This window comes from Geodermatophilus sp. SYSU D00879 (genome assembly GCF_054050375.1).
The window spans coordinates 75,759-95,233 of record NZ_JBJGZF010000006.1 but is presented as its reverse complement, the minus strand read 5'-3'; the positions used below and the strand labels follow the sequence as shown (position 1 = coordinate 95,233).

At 75.2% G+C, this 19,475-nt stretch carries 16 protein-coding genes; 7 read left to right on the top strand and 9 right to left on the bottom strand.

Features of this window, described 5'->3' with window-relative positions; translation table 11 throughout:
• The first annotated feature begins 77 nt into the window (after positions 1-77).
• The 6 genes from ACI79B_RS10265 (at position 78) to ACI79B_RS10240 (ending at position 6,208) form a co-directional block, all read left to right on the top strand.
• Entirely contained in the window at positions 78-869 is a 792-nt protein-coding gene (locus ACI79B_RS10265) for an ABC transporter ATP-binding protein (RefSeq protein ID WP_456927213.1), read from the top strand.
• Complete coding sequence (locus tag ACI79B_RS10260; RefSeq protein ID WP_456927212.1) at positions 857-1,810, top strand: ABC transporter ATP-binding protein; 954 nt, start codon at positions 857-859, stop codon at positions 1,808-1,810. The genes ACI79B_RS10265 and ACI79B_RS10260 overlap by 13 nt, the downstream gene beginning before the upstream one ends.
• Complete coding sequence (locus ACI79B_RS10255) at positions 1,807-2,697, top strand: branched-chain amino acid ABC transporter permease (RefSeq protein ID WP_456927211.1); 891 nt, start codon at positions 1,807-1,809, stop codon at positions 2,695-2,697. Before ACI79B_RS10260 ends, ACI79B_RS10255 begins: the two co-directional genes overlap by 4 nt.
• A complete protein-coding gene (locus ACI79B_RS10250; protein WP_456927210.1) occupies positions 2,690-3,928 on the top strand; it encodes a branched-chain amino acid ABC transporter permease in 1,239 nt (412 codons plus the stop codon). Before ACI79B_RS10255 ends, ACI79B_RS10250 begins: the two co-directional genes overlap by 8 nt.
• The gene (locus ACI79B_RS10245) at positions 3,925-5,172 is read left to right on the top strand and encodes an ABC transporter substrate-binding protein (protein WP_456927209.1); all 1,248 of its coding nucleotides are present in this window, start codon (positions 3,925-3,927) and stop codon (positions 5,170-5,172) included. The genes ACI79B_RS10250 and ACI79B_RS10245 overlap by 4 nt, the downstream gene beginning before the upstream one ends.
• Positions 5,173-5,263: 91 nt before the next feature.
• A complete protein-coding gene (locus ACI79B_RS10240; protein WP_456927208.1) occupies positions 5,264-6,208 on the top strand; it encodes an alpha/beta fold hydrolase in 945 nt (314 codons plus the stop codon).
• A gap of 9 nt (positions 6,209-6,217) precedes the next feature.
• On the opposite strand, the gene ACI79B_RS10235 is transcribed toward ACI79B_RS10240, so the two are convergent.
• Both ACI79B_RS10235 and ACI79B_RS10230 read right to left on the bottom strand, forming a co-directional pair.
• Positions 6,218-7,378, bottom strand: a complete 1,161-nt coding sequence (locus tag ACI79B_RS10235; protein WP_456927207.1) for an acyl-CoA dehydrogenase family protein — start codon at positions 7,376-7,378, stop codon at positions 6,218-6,220.
• A complete protein-coding gene (locus tag ACI79B_RS10230; RefSeq protein ID WP_456927206.1) occupies positions 7,375-8,922 on the bottom strand; it encodes an acyl-CoA synthetase in 1,548 nt (515 codons plus the stop codon). Before ACI79B_RS10230 ends, ACI79B_RS10235 begins: the two co-directional genes overlap by 4 nt.
• A gap of 121 nt (positions 8,923-9,043) precedes the next feature.
• On the opposite strand from ACI79B_RS10230, the gene ACI79B_RS10225 reads away from it, so the two are divergent.
• Positions 9,044-9,706 carry a TetR/AcrR family transcriptional regulator gene (locus ACI79B_RS10225; RefSeq protein ID WP_456927205.1) on the top strand — a complete coding sequence of 221 codons (663 nt, stop codon included), beginning with the start codon at positions 9,044-9,046 and terminating at the stop codon, positions 9,704-9,706.
• 3 nt (positions 9,707-9,709) lie between these two features.
• Here the strand turns inward: ACI79B_RS10225 and ACI79B_RS10220 are convergent, their stop codons facing one another.
• Genes ACI79B_RS10220 through ACI79B_RS10190 form a run of 7 tightly spaced genes read right to left on the bottom strand, consistent with a single transcriptional unit; the run spans position 9,710 to position 19,385 of the window.
• Positions 9,710-10,474 carry an enoyl-CoA hydratase-related protein gene (locus ACI79B_RS10220; RefSeq protein ID WP_456927204.1) on the bottom strand — a complete coding sequence of 255 codons (765 nt, stop codon included), beginning with the start codon at positions 10,472-10,474 and terminating at the stop codon, positions 9,710-9,712.
• Positions 10,467-12,065 (bottom strand): class I adenylate-forming enzyme family protein, encoded by a 1,599-nt coding sequence (locus tag ACI79B_RS10215; RefSeq protein WP_456927203.1) that lies wholly within the window; start codon positions 12,063-12,065, stop codon positions 10,467-10,469. The genes ACI79B_RS10220 and ACI79B_RS10215 overlap by 8 nt, the downstream gene beginning before the upstream one ends.
• Positions 12,055-14,094, bottom strand: a complete 2,040-nt coding sequence (locus tag ACI79B_RS10210; RefSeq protein WP_456927202.1) for an ATP-binding protein — start codon at positions 14,092-14,094, stop codon at positions 12,055-12,057. Before ACI79B_RS10210 ends, ACI79B_RS10215 begins: the two co-directional genes overlap by 11 nt.
• Positions 14,091-15,671 (bottom strand): acyl-CoA carboxylase subunit beta, encoded by a 1,581-nt coding sequence (locus tag ACI79B_RS10205; protein WP_456927201.1) that lies wholly within the window; start codon positions 15,669-15,671, stop codon positions 14,091-14,093. Before ACI79B_RS10205 ends, ACI79B_RS10210 begins: the two co-directional genes overlap by 4 nt.
• Positions 15,668-17,452, bottom strand: a complete 1,785-nt coding sequence (locus tag ACI79B_RS10200) for an acyclic terpene utilization AtuA family protein (protein ID WP_456927200.1) — start codon at positions 17,450-17,452, stop codon at positions 15,668-15,670. Before ACI79B_RS10200 ends, ACI79B_RS10205 begins: the two co-directional genes overlap by 4 nt.
• Positions 17,449-18,243, bottom strand: coding sequence for a TIGR03084 family metal-binding protein (locus tag ACI79B_RS10195; RefSeq protein ID WP_456927199.1), 795 nt, complete (start codon positions 18,241-18,243; stop codon positions 17,449-17,451). Before ACI79B_RS10195 ends, ACI79B_RS10200 begins: the two co-directional genes overlap by 4 nt.
• The gene (locus tag ACI79B_RS10190) at positions 18,240-19,385 is read right to left on the bottom strand and encodes an acyl-CoA dehydrogenase family protein (protein WP_456927198.1); all 1,146 of its coding nucleotides are present in this window, start codon (positions 19,383-19,385) and stop codon (positions 18,240-18,242) included. The genes ACI79B_RS10195 and ACI79B_RS10190 overlap by 4 nt, the downstream gene beginning before the upstream one ends.
• Positions 19,386-19,475 lie beyond the last annotated feature (90 nt).

The window sequence follows — 19,475 nt, the reverse complement described above, 5'->3', positions numbered from 1 at the left end:
GCGATCTTGACGTTCCCCCTATCGTCCGTGCGCATGTGGCACACATCACACGGGGTGCTCCGGGAGCCGGTGGCGCCGTGCTGACCGTCGACCGGCTGCAGGTGAGCTACGGCGGCGTCGTCCAGGCCGTCCGGGGCGTGTCGATGGAGGTCCCCGACGGCTCGGTCGTGGCCGTGCTCGGGAGCAACGGCGCGGGCAAGACGACGCTGCTGCGCACCGTCTCCGGCACGCTGCGGCTGCACAGCGGCCGGGTCGACGCCGGCACGGTGCGCTTCGAGGACACCGACCTCACCCGCCGCGACGCCGGCCAGATCGTGCGCCGGGGCGTGGTCCAGGTGCCGGAGGGGCGGCGGATCTTCGGCCGGCTCACCGTCGAGGAGAACCTGCGCGCCGGCGGCATGGGCAACCGCGACCGCGCCGCCAAGGCCCGGGCCGTCACCCGCGTGCACGACCTGTTCCCGGTGCTGCGCGACCGCGCCGGGCAGCGGGCCGGGCTGCTGTCCGGCGGGGAGCAGCAGATGCTCGCCATCGGCCGCGCGCTCATGGCCAGCCCGCGGCTGCTGCTGCTCGACGAGCCGTCCCTGGGCCTGGCGCCCCGCGTCATCGGCCAGATCGGCGAGGTGATCGCCGAGATCAACCGGCAGGGGACGGCGGTGCTGCTGGTCGAGCAGAACGCGACGATGGCCCTCGGCGTCGCCGACCGCGCCTACGTCCTCGACGTCGGCGAGGTGTCCCTGTCCGGCGACGCCCGCGAGCTCGCCGCCACCGACGAGGTGCAGCGGCTCTACCTCGGGCACACCGGCGCCGACCCGGCCGCCGAGCGCGTCGAGCGGGCTCCCCGCCGCACCCTGTCGCGGTGGACGGCGTGACCGCGGCGACCACCCGGGACGACGTCCCGCCGGTCGAGGTCGACGGCGTCAGCGTCGCCTTCGGCGCGATCAAGGCGCTCAACGACGTCTCGTTCACCGTCGCCCCGGGCGCCATCCACGCCGTCATCGGGCCCAACGGCGCCGGCAAGTCGACGCTGTTCAACGTCCTCTCCGGGGTCTACCGGGCCAGCGCCGGGGAGGTCCGGTTCGGCGAGGCCCGCCTGAGCGCGATGCGGCCGTTCCAGATCGCCGGCGTCGGCGTGGCCCGCGCGTTCCAGAACATCGCGCTGTCGGGCACGCAGACGGTGGCCGAGAACCTCATGCTCGGCCGCCACCACCTCACGAAGGCGGGCTTCCTCTCCTCGGGGCTGCGGCTGCCGCGGGCCACCCGGGAGGGGCGGGTCCACGGCGAGCGCATCCGCGAGATCGCCGAGTTCCTCGACCTCGGCGCCAAGCTGCACACCCCCGTCGGGGTGCTGTCCTACGGCGACCAGAAGCGGGTCGAGGTGGCCCGGGCGCTGTGCATCGAGCCCCGGCTGCTGCTGCTCGACGAGCCGGTCGCCGGGATGAACGCACAGGAGACCGACCGGATGGCCGACGCCATCCGGGAGATCCGCTCGGCGCTGGGGATCTCGGTCATCCTCGTCGAGCACGACATGGGGATGGTCATGTCGCTGGCCGACCGGGTGACCGTCCTCGACTTCGGCCGCCGCATCGCCGACGGCACCCCGGCGCAGGTCCAGTCCGACCCCGAGGTCATCCGCGCCTACCTCGGCTCGGGCACCGAGGTCGGCCCCGCGGAGGCCGCCGGCCACCACACCGCCGGCCAGCACCCCGCCGCCCAGCCCACCGCCGAGCAGTCCACCGCCGCCCAGCCCACCGCCGAGCAGTCCACCGCCCACGGCGCCACCGCCACCGACGCCCCGGGGAGCCGGCCGTGACCCAGTTCCTGTCCCTGCTGCTCAACGGCATCTCGCTGGGCGCCATCTACGCGCTCATCGCGCTCGGCTTCGTGATCATCTTCAAGGCCAGCGAGGTGGTCAGCTTCACCCACGGGTCGCTGCTGCTGCTCGGCGCCTACACGATCGCCCGGCTGTCGGGCCCGATCGGCTTCCTGCCCGCGGTGCTCGTCGGCGTCGGGTTCACGGCGCTGGCGGCGTTCCTCGTCGAGCGGCTGGTCATCAACCAGCTCCGCGGCGCCCCGGTGATCAGCCTGGCCATCGTCACCATCGGCGTCGACATCATCATCCTGACGGAGCTGATCCGGCGGATCGGCCCGGACATCCTCAACGTCCCGCACCCGTGGGGCAGCGACTCGGTGCGCATCGGCAGCGTCGGCATCAGCGAGAACCGGCTGATCGCCATGGGCGTCGCGGGCGTCCTGATCGTCGCGTTCTTCGTCGCCTTCAAGTACTCCAGCTGGGGCGTGGCGATGCGGGCCTCGGCCGAGGACGGCGAGGCGGCCGCGCTGATGGGCATCCGGCAGGGCCGGGTGTCGGCGCTGGCCTGGATCGTCGCCGGCGTCCTCGCCGCGGTCGCGGCGCTTTTCCTCGTCGGCGCCCCCACCCCGGGCGTGAGCGCGGCGGCCTACACGGTCGCGCTGCGCGCGTTCCCCGCGGCGATCCTCGGCGGCCTGGACTCCACCGGCGGCGCGCTGGTCGGCGGGCTGCTCATCGGGATCACCGAGGCGCTGGTGGCCGGCTACCAGGAGGAGCTGTCGTTCCTCGGCCGCGGCTTCGGCGAGGTCGCACCCTACGTCGTGATGATCATCGTGCTGCTGGTCCGCCCCTCCGGCCTGTTCGGGACCAAGGAGCTGACACGTGTCTGACACCCTCTCCGCCCCCACCGGGGCCCGGCGCACCGCGGCCGCGGACACGTCCGGGGCCGGCCGCTCCCCGCTGCAGCGGTGGCTCCGGCCGGCGCTGCTCGTGGCGGCCCTCGTCGTGCTGCTGGTGCTCCCGCTGTACGTGGAGGAGTTCTGGCTGCGCACCGGCTTCGCCGTCGCCGGCGCGATCGTCGGCGCGATCGGGCTGAACCTGCTGGTCGGCACCAGCGGTCAGCTGTCGCTGGCGCACGCGTTCTTCCTCGCCGTCGGCGCCACCACCTACACCTACGTCTCCGGCGAGTCCGGCGGCCTGGGCACCCGGGCGGCGCTGCGCGGCCTGGAGCTGCCGCCGATCGTCGGCATGGTGCTCGGCGTGCTGCTCGCCGGGCTGGCCGGGCTGCTGTTCAGCCCGATCGCGGCCCGGCTGCGCGGCATCTACCTCGGCGTCGCCTCGCTCGGGCTGGTGTTCATCGGGGTGCACGTGCTCAACACCTGGACGCCGGTGACCGGCGGCTTCAACGGCCGCAACGTGCCGGAGTTCTCGCTGTTCGGGTTCAGCTTCGGCAACGACGACCCGCTGCTGTTCGTCCTCGGCGTCCCGTTCCGGGAGGCCGAGCGGCTCTGGTACCTGGGCCTGGTCCTGGCGCTGGCCGCCTACGTGTTCGCCCGCAACCTGCTGCGCAGCCGGCCCGGCCGGGCGCTGGAGACGCTGCGCGACAGCGAGGTCGCCGCCTCGGTCATGGGCGTCAACGTGCAGGCCTACAAGGCGCGGGTGTTCCTGGTCAGCTCCATGTACGCCGGGCTGTCCGGGGTCATGTACGCCCTGTCCATCGGCAGCATCGCGCCGGAGTCCTTCGGGCTGATCGTCTCCATCCAGTACCTGGCGATGATCGTGCTCGGCGGGCTCGGCTCGGTGGGCGGCGCGGCGCTGGGCGCGCTGTTCGTCACCGCCCTGCCGCTGGTGTTCCAGCAGTACGCGGACGTGCTGCCGGTCGTGAGCGCCCCCGGTGAGGGCGGTGTGAACGCCGCGCTCGCCGCCCGCTACCTGTTCGGCCTGGCGATCATCCTCGTCGTCCTGTTCGAGCCCGGCGGCCTGGCCGGGCTCGCGCACCGCTTCCGCCGCCGGGGACGCAGACCCGGCCGCGGATCCCCGAGCGCCACACCGGGCTCGGGTGCGAGCACCACCGTCCCCGACCGGTCAGAACCACCAGCGCAAGGGAGCAGCAGCAGATGAGAGCAGGCACGCGTCTCCGGGGAGCCACCGTCCTGGCCGCCGTCGCCGTCGTCGCGGCGAGCGGTTGCAGCACCAAGGCGCCGGACAGCGGGGGCGGCGGGGGAGGAGGCGGCGGCGGCGAGGACGTCACCACCGACGTCGGGATCGAGGGCACCACCATCCGGCTCGGCGTGCTCACCGACCTGACCGGCGTGTTCGCCGCGCTCGGCCAGGACATCACCAACGCCAACACCCTGTACTGGCAGGACAACCAGGTCTGCGACACCTACGACGTCGAGCTCGACGTCCAGGACACCAACTACGTGCCGCAGACCGGCGTGCAGCTCTACAGCGGCATGAAGGACAGCATCCTCGCGATGCAGCAGACGATCGGCTCGCCGATCAACACCGCGCTGGCGGCGGACTACGAGGCCGACACCATCGTCAACTTCCCGTCGGCCTGGGCGCGCACGCTCACCGAGATCCCGGGCACCGGCGTCCTCGGCGCCACCTACGACGTGGAGATCGCCAACGGCTACCAGTACCTGTTCGACCAGGGGCTGCTGCAGGACGGCGCCACCGTCGGGCACATCTACTTCGAGGGCGAGTACGGCGAGAACGGCCTGGCCGGCAGCGAGGCCGTCGCGGAGGCCCGCGGCATCGAGGTGATCCCGGCGCAGATCAAGTCCACCGACCAGGACATGTCCGCGCAGGTCACCCAGTTCGCCTCGGCCGGCGTCGACGCGATCGTGCTGACCGTGGCGCCGCCGCAGACCGCCTCGGTGGCCGCGGTGGCGCAGGCAGCGGGCCTCGACGTGCCGATCCTGGGCAGCAACCCGGTGTTCGCGCCGGGCCTGCTGCAGGGGGCGTCGGCGCAGTGGCTCAAGGACCACCTCTACGTGGCCTCCCCGGTCACCTCGTGGGCCTCGCAGCCCGAGCTGCTCGAGGAGTACCAGGCCGCCTACCCCGAAGCGACCAACCCCAGCCCCGGCGCGATCTTCGGCTACGCGATGGGCAACGTGATGAACCAGGTGCTCGACAGCGCCTGCGAGAGCGGCGACCTGACCCGCGAGGGCGTGCTCACCGCGTTCGGCGAGCTGGAGGACGTCGACACCGGCGGGCTGCTGGTGCCGATCAACGGGTTCGAGCCCGGGGTGTCGCCCAGCACGCAGAGCATCATCCTGCGGCCGGCCGACGTCCCCGGCGGCGCCGAGGTCGTCCAGGAGGCGTTCGAGGGCGAGCTCGCCGCCCAGCTGGCCGGCTGAACCGGCGGACCCGCACCCGGCGCCCGTCCCCTCCGGGGGCGGGCGCCGGGTGCGTCCTCGCCGGCGGCCAGCCGTGGGGGAGCATGCGTCCGTGACGGCAGAGCACGACGACGCCCCTCCCGCGCCGGTGTCCCCGGCCGACGGCACCCCGCGGCTGCTGCGGACCGGGTCGGGGCCGGTCAGCTGCGTCGACGGCGGGAGCGGGACGCCCGCGGTCGTGTTCGTCGGCGGCGCGGGCGGTACGGCGGTGACCTGGGAGCCGGTCCGCGCGCGGGTGGCCGGGACGACCCGGGCCCTGGCGTTCGACCGGCCGGGCTACGGGGAGAGCCCGCGGCGCCGCGGCGGCCCGGTCACCTCGCCCCGGCGGCTGGCCGCGGAGCTCTCCGACGTCCTCGCGGCGGCGGGGACCCCGACCCCCGTGGTGCTGGTCGCGCACTCCTTCGGCGGCTTCGTCGCGCGCGCGTTCGCGGCCGCGCACCCGGAGGCGGTCGCGGGGCTCGTGCTGGTGGACGCCACGCACGAGGAGGAGTGGACCGACCGCTACCCGGAGGCGCACCGCCGAGGCCTGGCCCTCGCGGCCCGCTCCCTCGGCGCCCTCGCCGCGGCCTCGGCCGTGGGTGTGCCGCAGCTGCTGGCCCGGCTGCCGTTCGTGCCGCTGGGGAGCGTGGACCGGCTGCCGCAGCCGTACCGCGCGCGGGCGCGCCGGCTAGGGGCCCGCCGCGGCAGCCTGCGCACCGCCGCGGCGGAGTTCGCCGGCATGGAGGCGGCCGCCCGGGAGATGGCCGGCGTCGGCGGTCTCGGCGACCTGCCGCTCGTCGTCGTCGCGCACGGCCGGCCCGGGCCCGTCGCGCCCGGGGTGTCCGCGGCGGAGGCCGCGGAGATCGAGCGGCTGGCGCAGGCCTCCCAGCGCTCGCTCGCCGCACTGTCCACCCGCGGCCGGCTCGTCGTCGCCGACACCGGGCACGACGTCCACGTGGACGCCCCGGAGGTCGTCGTCCGCGCGGTGCTCGACCTGCTGGACCAGCTGCGGCGGTGAGGGAACGGCCTACAGGCCCAGCCGCTTGGCGATGACCTCGTTCATGATCTCGGTGGTCCCGCCGCCGATGCCGAGGATGCGGGCGTCGCGGTAGTGCCGCTCCACCTCCGACTCCCGCATGTAGCCCAGCCCGCCGAACACCTGCACCGCCTGGTCGACGACGGAGTCGCAGGCGGCCACGGCGGTGTTCTTGGCCATCGACACCTCGCTCACGACGTCCTCGCCGGCGAGCCAGCGCTGCGTCACCGCGCGGGTGTAGGTGCGGGCGACGTCGACCTCCCGGGCCATCTCGGCGAGCTTGTGCCGGATGACCTGGCGGGAGGACAGCGGCCGGCCGAACGTCTCCCGCCGCCGCACCCAGTCCAGCGCCAGGTCCAGGCAGCGCGCCGCGGTGGCGTAGGCCTGCACCGCCAGGCTCAGCCGCTCGGACTGGAACTGCCGCATGATCTGCACGAAGCCGCTGTTCTCCGGCCCGACCAGGTTCGCCGCCGGCACCCGGACGCCGGTGAAGGACAGCTCGGCGGTGTCCGAGCAGCGCCAGCCCATCTTGTCCAGCCGCCGGCCGACGGTGAACCCCGGCGTGCCCTTGTCGATCACCAGCAGCGAGATGCCGGCGTGGCCCGGGCCGCCGGTGCGGACGGCCGTGGTGACGAAGTCCGCGCGCACGCCGCTGGTGATGTAGGTCTTCGCGCCGTCGACCACGTACTCGTCCCCGTCGCGGACCGCCCGGGTCCGCAGCGCCGCGACGTCGGAGCCGGCGTCGGGCTCGGTGACGCCGAGGGACCCGATGAGCTCGCCGGCCAGGGTCGGGCGGACGTAGCGGTCGACCAGCGCCGGGGAGCCGTCGGCCACCACGTGCGGCAGCGCGATCCCGTGGGTGAACAGGCCCGCCGCGACGCCGGTCGACCCGCCGCCGAGCAGCAGCTCCTCGGTGACGATCGCCGAGTCGATCGCGTCGCCGCCCCCGCCGCCGACCTCCTCCGGGAACGCGACGCCGAGCAGCCCGGCGGCGGCCGCCCGGCGGTGCAGCTCCCGCGGCAGCTCGCCGGCGGTCTCCCACTCCTCGACGTGCGGCGCGATCTCGCGGGCGACGAAGTCCCGGGCCAGCCGCCGCAGCGCGACCCGCTCGGGCGTGGTCCACGGGTCGGCGGCGAGCGCGGCCGTCGTCACCGCTGCACGGCCTCCTCGGCGCCGCCGTACTCCTTGCGCAGCGTCGTCTTGAGCACCTTGCCCGTGGCGTTGCGCGGCAGCTCGGGCACGAACTCCACCCGGGTCGGGCACTTGAAGTGGGCCAGCCGCTCCCGCGCGTGGCCCAGCAGGTCCTCGGCCGTGGCCTCGGCGCCCTCGCCCAGGGCGACGACGGCGACCGGCGTCTCGCCCCAGCGCGGGTCGGGCACCCCGACGACGGCGACCTCGCGCACCGCCGGGTGCCGGTAGAGCACCTGCTCGACCTCGATCGGGTACACGTTCTCGCCGCCCGAGATGATCATGTCCTTCTTGCGGTCGACCAGGGTGACGAAGCCCTCGGCGTCCATCCGGCCCAGGTCGCCGGTGTGGAACCAGCCGTTGCGGAACGCCTCCGCCGTCGCCTCGGGCAGCCCCCAGTAGCCGGCGAACACGTTGGGCCCGCGCACCACCAGCTCGCCGACGACGTCGGTGGCGACGTCCCGGTCGTCCTCGTCGACGATCCGCGCCTCGACGTGCATGAGCGCCCGGCCGATCGACCCGGCCTTCTCCTTGACGTGGTCGGCGTCGAGGATCGACACCGCCGGCGCGGTCTCGGTCATGCCGAAGCCCTCCTGGAAGGGCAGGCCCTTGCCCTGGAAGAACTCGATGACCGGCAGCGGGCACGGCGCGCCGCCGGTGACGGCCAGCTCCAGCGCCGACAGGTCGTGCCGGTCGAAGTCGGGGACCGCGGTCAGCGCGGCCCACATCGCCGGGACGAGGAACTGCACGGTCGCCCGCGACCGCGCCATCGCCTCGAGGGTCTGCGACGGGTCGAACGACGGCAGCACGACGTTGGTGCCGCCCAGGTACAGCAGCGGCAGCGTGTGCACCCCGAGCCCGCCGATGTGGAACATCGGCGCGACCGTCACGGTCACGTCGCTCTCCTTGAGCCCGCGGCCGAAGGACAGGACGTTGACGACGTTCCAGAAGTGGTTGTCGTGGGTGAGCATCGCGCCCTTGGGGCGGCCGGTCGTTCCGGAGGTGTACATCAGGCAGGACAGGTCGCTGCCGGCGACGTCGGTGCCCAGCGCCCGCGGCTCGCCGGAGGCCAGCAGCGGCTCGAAGGCGAGCTCGCCGTCGCCCGCCTCGCCGTCGGCGACGACCCGGTGGCGCACGCGGACGCCCTGGGCGCCCAGCGCGGCGCGGGCGACCGGCGCCAGGGGCCCGGACCAGACGAAGACGTCGGCGCCGGAGTCGGCGAGCAGGTAGCTGACCTCCGGCGGCGCCAATCGGAGGTTCATCGGCACGAAGACCGCGCCGAGCTTGGCCGTGGCGAACATGGTCTCGAGGAACGCGGGGCTGTTGAGCAGCAGCCCGGCCACCCGGTCGCCCTGGCGGACGCCGAGGTCGCGCAGCGCGCGGGCGAGGGAGTCGGTGCGCCGGTCGAAGTCGGTGTAGGTGAGCCGCCGCTCCCCGAACACCAGGGCGGTGCGGTCCCCGGAGAGGAACGCCCGCCGCGTCGGCCAGCTGCCGATGCCCCTGTCCATGTCTGCCCTCTCCCGCGCTGCTGTGGCCTGGGTCACGGAGTCTGTCGAGGACCTGACGCGGTCGTCAACTGCCCGCGGCGTGTGTCAGGCTGCCCGGGGCCCGAGGACGCGGAGGTGGGCGATGACCGGCACGCAGGCCGGCGCGGGGCAGGACCAGCTCCCCGTGACCGACCGGGGACGGCGCACCCGTGCCGCGCTGCTGCAGGCCGGCCGGGAGCTGTTCGAGGAGCGCGGGTTCGCCGACGTCCGGATCGACGCGGTGTCCGAGCGGGCCGGCGTCTCGCACGGCACCTTCTACACCTGGTTCGACTCCAAGGAGTCGCTGCTGCGGGCGATCGTCGCGGTCGTGGTCGAGGACCTGTTCACCGCCACCGCGGTGGGCCCGCGGCTGCCGGCCGACGCCCCCTACGAGCGGATCGAGGCGGCCAACCGGCTGTACCTGACCGCGGTCACCCGGCACGCCCGGATCCTGCGCGTCCTGGACTCGCTGGCCGACACCCGCGAGGAGTTCCGGCGGCTGCGGGTCGACGTCCGGGAGGCCTTCGTGCGGCGCGGCATGGAGGGCCTGGAGCGGCTGCAGGAGCTGGGCCTGGCCGACGCCTCCCTGCCGCCGCGCGCCACCGCCAGCGCGCTCGGCGCGATGGTCGAGTCGTTCGCGCACCTGTGGCAGGACCCGGTGGAGGACCTCGACGAGGACGCCGCCGTCGAGGTGCTCACCCGGCTGTGGGCCGGCGCCATCGGCCTGCCGCGCTCGGCCTGGCCCGACGGCGGCCGCCCCTCCTGACGCTCAGGGAGCCCAGGAGGGGCGGCGCCTCTCCAGCAGCGCGGCGATGCCCTCGCGCGCCTCGGCCGAGCCGAACCGCTCCGCCGACAGCGCGGCCATCCGGTCGAGGTCCTCCTGCAGGTCGGCGCCGGGCAGCTCGCGCAGCAGCCGCTTGGTGACGGCGAGCGCCTCCGGTGCGCCGAGTGCCAGCTGCGCCACCAGGGCGTCGACCGTGGCGTCGAGGTCGCCGTCGGCCACGGCGCGGTCGAGCAGGCCGGCCTCGCGGGCGCGGGCGCCGTCGAAGGGCTCGCCGGTGAGGAAGAGCTCGCGCGCCGCCCGCGGGTCCATCCGGCGCAGGCAGGGGACGGCGATGACCGCCGGCGCGACCCCGATGCGGACCTCGCTGAAGCCGAACGTCGCCCCGGCGAGGCCCACGGCGAGGTCGCAGGCCGCGATCAGCCCGAGGCCCCCGGCGCGGGCGGCGCCGTCGACCCGCGCCACCACGGGCTTCGGCCCCTCCATCAGCAGGGTGAGGACCTCCGGCAGGCCGACCGGCCCGGGACCGCCGCCGGCCCGCTGCTCCTTGAGGTCGGCGCCGGAGCAGAACACCGGCCCGGCGCCGGTCAGCACCAGCACCCGCACCGCGTCGTCGGCGAGCGCCTCCTGCAGCGCGGCGTGCAGCTGCTCGAGCAGGGCGCGGGACAGCGCGTTGCGGTTGGTGGGGGAGTCCAGCGTCACCACCGCCGCCGGCCCGCGGCGGGCGAGGGTGACCAGGGGCGCGTCAGCCACGGAACTCGTCGCGCAGCTCGTGCTTCTGGATCTTGCCGGTGGCGGTCTTCGGCAGCCCGGTGCGGACCTCGATCCGCTTGGGCACCTGGAATCCGGCCAGGTGCGCCCGGCAGTGGGCGAGCAGCCGTTCCGCCAGCGCGGCGGGGTCGGCGTCCGGGTCGGCCGGCACGACGACGCCGGTGACCGCCTCGCCCCAGCGGTCGTCCGGGACGCCGATCACCGCGGCCTCGACGATCTCCGGGGACGCCAGCAGCACCCGCTCCACCTCGACGGAGGAGACGTTCTCCCCGCCGGTCTTGACCATGTCCTTGACCCGGTCGGTGAACCAGACGACGCCCTCGTCGTCGAGGTGGCCGACGTCGCCGGAGTGGAACCAGCCGTGCGCGAACGCGGCGGTGTTGGCCGCCGGGTTGTTCCAGTAACCGCTCATCACGTGCGGGCCGCGGTAGACGATCTCCCCGGTCTCCCCCGGCGGCAGCAGCCGGCCCGCCGGGTCCATGACCCGGGTGTCCACGGTGACCGTCGACGGCCCCCACGACGCCGCCTTCGTCTCCTGGTGCGAGGGCCACTGGAACACCGTCGCCGGCACGCACTCGGTCTGCCCCGAGCCCAGCAGCACCTTGGCGTTCGGGAACGCGGCGGCGATCGCGGTGATCCGCTCCTGCGGCATCGGGGCCATCGCGTAGATGCACAGCTGCACCGACGACAGGTCCCGCGTCCGGATGCCCGGGGTGGCGAGCAGCGCGGCGTACATCATCGGCAGCAGCATCAGGTGGGTCGCCCGGCGGCGCTCGACCACCTCGAGGAAGGCCTCGGGGTCGAAGCCGCCGGGCAGGACCGCGGTGCCGCCGGTGAGCAGGACCGGCAGCAGCAGGGTGTCCAGCGCGGTGGTGTGGAACAGCGGCAGCACGATCGGCAGCACGGAGAACTCGTCGCCGCGCCGGTGGCCGACCTGCAGCGCGTTGCTCAGCACGCCGACGTGCACCGCCAGGTGGCTGGTCAGCACGCCCTTGGGCCGCGCGGTGGTGCCCGAGGTGTACAGGCAGTGCACGGTGTCGCGGTCGTCGACGAGCACCTGCACCGGCGTCGGGTCGGCGGCGACGTCGTCCCAGCGCAGCACGTCCCGCCCGGCGACCTGCGCCGGGGCGTCCCCGGTGACGACGACCCGGGTGACCGCGGGCAGCCCGGGCAGCACGGCCTCGAGCAGCGGCAGGAACACCGGGTCGGCGACGACGGTCTCCGTGCCGGAGTCGGCGAGGATCCACCCGACGTCCTCCGGCGCCAGCATCAGGTTGACCGGCAGCGCGACCAGCCCGGCCTTGGCGCAGCCGAAGAAGCTCGCCGCGAACCGCCACGAGTTGCCCAGCAGGAAGGCGACCGGCTCCTGGTGCCGCACGCCGGCGTCGAGCAGGCCGCGGCCGAACGCCTCGGCGGCGGCGTCGAGGCGGGCGTAGGTCACCTCCTCCTCACCGTCGACGATCGCGGTGCGGCCGGCGAACAGCTGCGCGGAACGGGTGAGCAGGTCGCCCACCGAGAACCGGGTGGCGAGGTTCAGCTCCAGGGGGTCGATCCCGGACAGGTCAGGACGCACCGCGGTCTCCTCCGCTCTCGGGGACTGTCGGGGTGACGACCGCGAGCACCGCGCCCGTCTCCACCTGCGCGCCCACGTCGGCGTGCAGGGAGGTGACCACCCCGTCGGCCGGTGCGACCACGGGGTGCTCCATCTTCATGGCCTCGAGGACCAGCACCAGCTGCCCGGCGCGGACCTCGTCGCCCTCGGCCACGGCCACCCGGGTGACCGCGCCGGGCATGCCGGCGGTGAGCGAGCCGGGCGCCACCGCGGCGGACGGCTCGGGGAACCGCGGCAGCTCGGTGAGCGCCGTGGCGCCGTCCGGGCCGTCGACGAAGCTGCGGTCGCCGTCGACGTGCACCTCGTAGGTGCCGCGCAGCCCGCCGGTCTCGACGGCGAGCCGGACCCGGCCGGGCCCGGTGACCTCCGTGCCGAGGACGGCGAGGTCCACCGGCTCGCCGTCGACGTCGGCGGTGACGCCGTCGCGGTGCAGCCGGTAGTGCACGGTGCCGGCGTCGAAGGCGGTGGTCTGCGGCACCGTCGGGTTGTTGCGCCAGCCCGAGGGCAGGCCGGCCAGCGCCGGCGCGGCCGCCCGCCGCAGCGCCGCCCCGGCCAGCGCGGCGGCGACGGCGTGCACGCGGCGGCCGGCGTCGTCGACCAGCGGTGCGGCCAGGACGTCGAGGCCGTGCCGGTCGAGGAAGCCGGTGTCGGTCTCCCCGGCGAGGAAGGCCCCCGACCGCAGCACCCGCACGAGCAGGTCGCGGTTGGTGGTCAGCCCGTGCAGCCGGGCCCGGGCGAGCGCGCCGGCCAGCGCCAGCGCCGCCGAGGTGCGGTCCGGCGCCCAGGCGACGACCTTGGCGAGCATCGGGTCGTAGTGCACGCCGACCTCGTCGCCCGTGCGGAAGCCGCTGTCCAGCCGGATGCCCGGCCCGGGCGGCGTGCGGAACTCCGCGTCGGCGGGGAGCGCGAACTCCGCCAGCCGGCCCGACTGCGGCAGCCAGTCGCGCGCCGGGTCCTCGGCGTACAGGCGCACCTCGATCGCGGCGCCGGACAGCGTGGGGGAGACCGCCTCCGGGGGCAGCGGGCGGCCGGCGGCGACGTCGAACTGCAGCCGGACCAGGTCCAGGCCGGTGACCGCCTCGGTGACCGGGTGCTCGACCTGCAGCCGGGTGTTCATCTCGAGGAACCAGAAGTCGCCGCCCTCGTCGAGCAGGAACTCCACGGTGCCCGCACCGACGTAGCCGATCGCCCGCGCGGCGGCCACCGCGGCGTCCTGCAGCCGCTGCCGCAGCTCCGGCCCGACGGCGGGGGAGGGCGCTTCCTCGACCACCTTCTGGTGCCGGCGCTGGATGGAGCACTCCCGCTCGAACAGCGCCACCGTGGTCCCGTGCCGGTCGCCGAACACCTGCACCTCGACGTGCCGCGGCCGCTCGACCAGCCGCTCGAGGAACACCGTGCCGTCGCCGAACGCCGACGCCGCCTCACGGCCGGCGCCCTCCACCGCCTCGGCGAGCTCCGCGGGCCCGCGGACGGTCCGCATGCCGCGCCCGCCGCCGCCGAAGGACGCCTTCACCAGCAGCGGGTAGCCGACCTCCCCGGCGGCCTTCTCCAGGGTGTCCCCGGACAGGCCGGTGGCGTCGACGCTCGGCAGCACCGGCACCCCGGCCCGGCCCATGAGCTCCTTGGCGGCGAGCTTGCTGCCCATCGCCTCCACGGCGCCGGGGTCCGGCCCGACGAACACCAGCCCGGCGTCCTCCACCGCCCGGGCGAAGTCCGCGTTCTCCGATAGGAAGCCGTAGCCGGGGTGCACGCAGTCCGCGCCGGCGCGCAGCGCCGCGGCCACCACGAGGTCGGCGCGCAGGTAGGTCTCGGAGGGCGTGTTCCCGGGCAGCCGGACCGCGACGTCGGCCTCGGCCACGAACGGCGCCCCGGCGTCGGCGTCGGAGTGGACGGCGACCGTGCGCAGGCCCATCGCCCGGGCGGTGCGGAATACCCGCCGGGCGATCTCGCCGCGGTTGGCGACCAGCACGCTGGTGAGCGGGCGGCTCACAGCCGGAACACCCCCCATCCGTCGTGCAGTCCTCTCACCGGGGCGTTGTGGATGGCCGAGAGGGCGAGGCCGAGGACGGTGCGGGTGTCGCGGGGGTCGATGATCCCGTCGTCGTAGAGCCGGCCGGAGAGGAACAGCGCCAGCGACTCGGCCTCGATCTGCTGCTCCACCGCCGCGCGCATGGCGGCCGCGGCCTCCTCGTCGTAGTCGCGGCCGCGGGCCCGGGCGCTGGCCCGGCCGACGATGTCCAGCACGCCGGCCAGCTGCGCCGGGCCCATGACCGCGCTCTTGGCGTTGGGCCAGGTGAACAGGAAGCGGGGCTCGTAGGCGCGGCCGCACATGCCGTAGTTGCCCGCGCCGTAGGAGGCGCCGATGTTCACGGTGAGGTGCGGGACGGTGCTGTTGGAGACCGCGTTGATCATCTGCGAGCCGGCCTTGATGATCCCGTCCTGCTCGTACTCGGTGCCGACCATGTAGCCGGTGGTGTTCTGCAGGAACAGCAGCGGGGTGTCGGTCTGGTTGGCCAGCTGGATGAACTGCGCGGCCTTCTCGGCGTCCTGCCGGAACAGCACGCCGCGGGCGTTGGCCAGCACGCCGACCGGGTAGCCGTGGATGCTCGCCCACCCGGTGACCAGCGAGGTGCCGTACAGCGGCTTGTGCTCGTCGAACCGGCTGCCGTCGACGACGCGGGCGAGGACGTCGCGCGGGTCCAGCGGCTGCCGCAGGTCGGCGGGGGCGAGGTCGAGCAGCTCCCCGGGGTCGTGCAGCGGCGGGTCGGCCGGCCGGGAGGGGCCGGGGCCCTGCTTGCGCCAGTTGAGGTTCCGCACGATCCGCCGGCCGATCCGGATGGCGTCGACCTCGTCGACGGCGAGGTGGTCGGCGCTGCCGGAGACCCGCGCGTGCATCGCCGCGCCGCCGAGGGACTCCTCGTCGGCCTCCTCGCCGGTGGCCATCTTCACCAGCGGCGGCCCGGCGAGGAACACCTTGCTGCGGTCCTCGATCATCACGACGTGGTCGCTCATCCCGGGCACGTACGCGCCGCCGGCGGTGCTGTTGCCGAAGACCAGCGCGATGGTCGGGATGCCCGCGGCGGAGAGCCGGGTGAGGTCGCGGAAGCCGCGGCCGCCGGGGATGAAGATCTCCGACTGGGTGGGCAGGTCGGCGCCGCCGGACTCCACCAGGCTGACGAACGGCAGCCGGTTGGTGCGCGCGATGTCGTGCGCCCGGGCGGACTTGCGCAGCGTGTACGGGTTGGACGTGCCGCCGCGGACGGTCGGGTCGTTGGCCGACACCACGACCTCGACGCCCTCGACGACGCCGATGCCGGTGACCGTGCTCGCCCCGACCGGGAAGTCGGTGCCCCACGCGGCGTAGGGGGACAGCTCCAGGAACGGGCTGTCGCGGTCCAGCAGCAGCTCGATCCGCTCGCGGGCGGTGAGCTTGCCGCGCTGCCGGTGCCGGGCCAGCGCCTTCTCGCCGCCGCCGGCGGTGGCCAGGCGGAGCTGCTCCTCCAGCTCGGCCAGCCGCTCCAGCATCGCGGCGCGGTTGCCCGCGGCGCGCTCGTCCAGGACCGTCATCCGTCTCCCTCCGGGGGCAGCAGGCGCTCGGGGACGTCGACCACGCGGGAGCGCAGCCACTCGCCCACGGCCTTGGCCTGCGGGTCGAACCGGGTCCCCGCGGCGACGCCGTCGCCGAGCAGCCCGGGCAGCTGGAACAGCAGCGCCCGCAGCCCGGGCAGCAGCTCGCGGGTGACCGGCAGCGCGGCGGCCTCGGGGAGCAGCGCGCGCAGCCGGTCGGGGGTGAGGAAGGCGGCCAGCCAGGCGAAGCCGTCCTCGTCGCGGGCCCAGACGCCGAGGGTGGCCGCGCCGCCCTTGTCGCCGCTGCGGGCGCCGGCGACCCGGCCCAGCGGCACCCGGCGGGTCGGGCCGCCGTCGGTCCAGGCGGGCGGCCCGGCGGGATCCGGGACGTCGGCGGCCGCCGCGGCGGGGACGGCCGACGGCAGCGTCTCGGTGGTCCCGTCGGGCAGCCCGACCACCTGCGGGACCTCGCCGGCCGGCACCCAGGCGGCGGAGTAGACGCCGTACGGGGACGGGCTCGGCGGCGCCGAGGTGGCGTGGAAGCCGGGGATGCTGGCCAGGCCCAGCTCGATGACCGGCACCGTGAACGCCTTGCCGACGCGGCGGCGGTCGCGGTCCTTGACCGTGACGTGCAGCAGCGCCGCGGCCTCCTCCTGCACGCCGGCGTCGGGGGAGTCGGTGCGGGCCAGGGTGACGGTGACGTCCTCGATGCCCTCGAGCGCCGGGGCGAGCTGGCGGCGCAGCAGCCCCGCCTTGCGCTCGACCTCCAGCCCGGTCAGCGGCAGCGTCATCGCGTTGCGGAAGCCGCCGAGCCGGTTGACCGCGACCTTGAGCACCCCCTCCGGCGGCAGCCCGCGCGCGCCGGAGACCTCCACCCGGTCGGGGCCGGCCTGCCGCAGCCGCAGCGTGTCGAAGCGGGTGACGACGTCGGGCCCGCCGTAGCGGCTGCCGGTGAGCTCGTAGAGCAGCTGCTCGGTGACCGTCCCGACCGTCACCGCGCCGCCGGTGCCGGGGTGCTTGGTGATCACCGACGTGCCGTCGGCGGCGATCTCGGCGAGCGGGAAGCCGACGTGGTCGAGCGCGGCGGGGTCGGCGTCGAGGAGCTCGGCGAAGAAGCTGTAGTTGCCGCCGGTGGCCTGCGCGCCGCACTCGAGCACGTGCCCGGCCACGGTGGCGCCGGCCAGGGCGTCGAGGTCGGCCGCGCCCCAGTCGTCGCCGCCCCAGCCGTGGTGCCAGGCGGCCGGGCCGACGACGAGGCTCGCGTCGGTCACCCGGCCGGTGACGACGACGTCGGCGCCGGCCTGCAGCGCCCGCACGATGCCGCGGCAGCCGAGGTAGGCGTTGGCGGTGAGCGCGTCGTCGACGTCGCGGTCGCCGGGCGGGCGGTCGCCGGCGCGCAGCCGGCCGCGCAGCTCGCCGAGGCGGGGGAGCAGGTCGTCCCCGCTCACGGTCGCGACCCGCACCGGGAGCCCGAGCCGCTCCCCGAGCGCCGTGACCGCGGCGGCGAGGCCCCGCGGGTTGAGCCCGCCGGCGTTGGCGACGATCCGGACGCCGCGCTCCAGCGCGGTGCCCAGGCACTCCTCCAGCTGGGACAGGAAGCTGCGCGCCCAGCCCGCCGCGGGGTCCTCGGCCTTCTGCCGGCCGAGGATGAGCATGGTCAGCTCGGCCAGGTAGTCGCCGGTGAGGACGTCGACCTGCCCGCCGTCGAGCATCTCCCGCATCGCCGCGTGCCGGTCGCCGTAGAAGCCCGACACGTTGGCCACCCGCAGCGGCGCGGTCACCGCAGGGGCTCCCGCCCGGCGCCGGGCGGGCCGGCGAAGGCCTGCGCGATGCCCGCCCACTCCTGCGCGGCCGGCCCGGTGACCTCGAGGTCCAGGTCGTCGCGGTGCCGGCGCTGGGTGACCAGCAGGCAGAAGTCCAGCGCGGTCCCACGGACGACGTCGGCGGCGCCGTCGGGCCCCCAGGTCCACGCCTCGCCGCCGGGGCCGGTCAGCTCGACCCGCACCGGGCGGTCGGGCACCGGCAGGCCGCGGACGGCGTGGGCGAACGGCCGCGCGCGCACGCCGATCTCGGCGACCGACCGCAGCCGGGCGGTCGGCTCCCGCGTCTGGCCGAGCGCGTCGACGACGTCCTGCCCGTGCGCCCAGGTCTCCATCAGCCGGGCGGTGACGAACGACGCCGGGCTCATCGGCGGCCCGAACCACGGCACCCGCACGCCGGGGTCGGCCGCGCGCAGGGCGCCGGCGAGCGCCGCCCGGCCGGACCGCCAGGCGGACAGCACGTCGGCCGGGGCATCGGCGCGGCCCTCGCGGGTCAGCCGCTCCACGTAGTCGCCCGCGCCCTCCCCGAGGCCGGCCACCAGCGCGCGGAAGCCGTCGGGGTCGGTGACGGCGAGCAGCGCGTCCCGGTCGAAGAACCGCAGGTGGTTGACGGTGTCGCGGACGTCCCAGCCGGCCGCGGGGGTGGGGGTCAGCCAGGCGGCGTCGTCGAGCGGGGCGACGCGCGCGTCGAGGTCGGCGGACTCCGCCTCGAGGTCGTCGACCAGCGCCTGCAGCAGCGGGGCGCCGCTCACGCGTCGAACCCGTCCATCCGGGCGAGCACCTGCAGCATGACCTCGTCGGCGCCCCCGCCGATCGAGGCCAGCCGGCTGTCCCGGAAGAACCGGGCGGTCCAGGTCTCCTCCATGTAGCCCGTGCCGCCGTGGAACTGCAGGCACGCGTCGGCCACCTCGCGCAGCAGCCGGCCGGCGGTCAGCTTGGCCACCGTGGCCGCCCGGGTGGTGTCCTCGCCGTCCACGTACGCCTGCGCGCACGCGTAGTTGTGCGACTGCAGCAGGTCGACCTGCGCCGAGAGCTCGGTCAGCCGGAAGACGACGTACTGGTTGGCCGCGAGCGGCCGGCCGAACGCCTGCCGCTGCTGCAGGTACTCGCGGGTGCGCTCCAGCGCGTGCCGGCAGCTGCCCACCGCGCCGTAGGCGGCGAACATCCGCTCGACGACGAACTGCGCCATCTGCTGCTGGAAGCCGCGGCCGACCGTGCCGATCGTGTTCGACACCGGCACCCGCACGTCGTCGAAGAACAGCTCGGCGGTGTCGGAGGAGCGGTTGCCCAGCTTGTCCAGCTTCCGGGAGACGGAGAACCCCGGGGTGTCGGTGGGGACGACGATCTGGCTCATCCCGCGGTGGCCGCCCTCGTCGGAGGTGCGGGCCAGCAGGCACAGCCAGTCGGCCTGGGTGCCGTTGGTGATGTAGAGCTTGCTGCCGTTGATGACCCACTCGTCGCCGTCCTGCACCGCGCGGGTGCGCAGCCCGGCGACGTCGGAGCCGGCGCCGGGCTCCGTGACGGCGATCGAGCAGACCGCGGTGCCGCGGATGGCCGGCTCCAGGTAGCGGCGCTTGAGCTCGTCGCTGCCGAACTCGTGCAGCGACGGCGTGGCCATCATCGTCTGCACGCCGATCGCCATCGGGACCCCGGCGCAGCCGGACCGGTGCAGCTCCTCGCACAGGATGACGCTGAACAGGTGGTCGGCGCCCTGCCCGCCGTACTCGGGGTCGTACTCCAGGCCCAGCAGGCCGAGCTCCCCGAGCTTCGGAAACAGCTCGTGCGCCGGGAAGGTGCCGGCCCGCTCCCACTCGTCGACGTGCGGGGCGATCTCCCGCTCGACGACGTCGCGCACCGTCTTCCGGAACGCGGTGTGCTCGCTGGTGAAGCGCATGGGGACCCCCGGCGGAGGCGGCGCGGCGCGGGCCGCGGCCGGACTTGACGTTGGCGTCAGGTCTATCAGGATGGTGTGACCTGCACAACG

What these genes read in the sequence shown, in the direction of transcription:
- ACI79B_RS10245 (WP_456927209.1), top strand. Translation starts at nt 3,925, where the DNA reads ATGAGAGCAGGCACGCGTCTCCGGGGAGCCACCGTCCTGGCCGCCGTC.
- ACI79B_RS10230 (WP_456927206.1), bottom strand. Translation starts at nt 8,922, where the DNA reads ATGGACAGGGGCATCGGCAGCTGGCCGACGCGGCGGGCGTTCCTCTCC.
- ACI79B_RS10225 (WP_456927205.1), top strand. Translation starts at nt 9,044, where the DNA reads ATGACCGGCACGCAGGCCGGCGCGGGGCAGGACCAGCTCCCCGTGACC.
- ACI79B_RS10205 (WP_456927201.1), bottom strand. Translation starts at nt 15,671, where the DNA reads ATGACGGTCCTGGACGAGCGCGCCGCGGGCAACCGCGCCGCGATGCTG.
- ACI79B_RS10190 (WP_456927198.1), bottom strand. Translation starts at nt 19,385, where the DNA reads ATGCGCTTCACCAGCGAGCACACCGCGTTCCGGAAGACGGTGCGCGAC.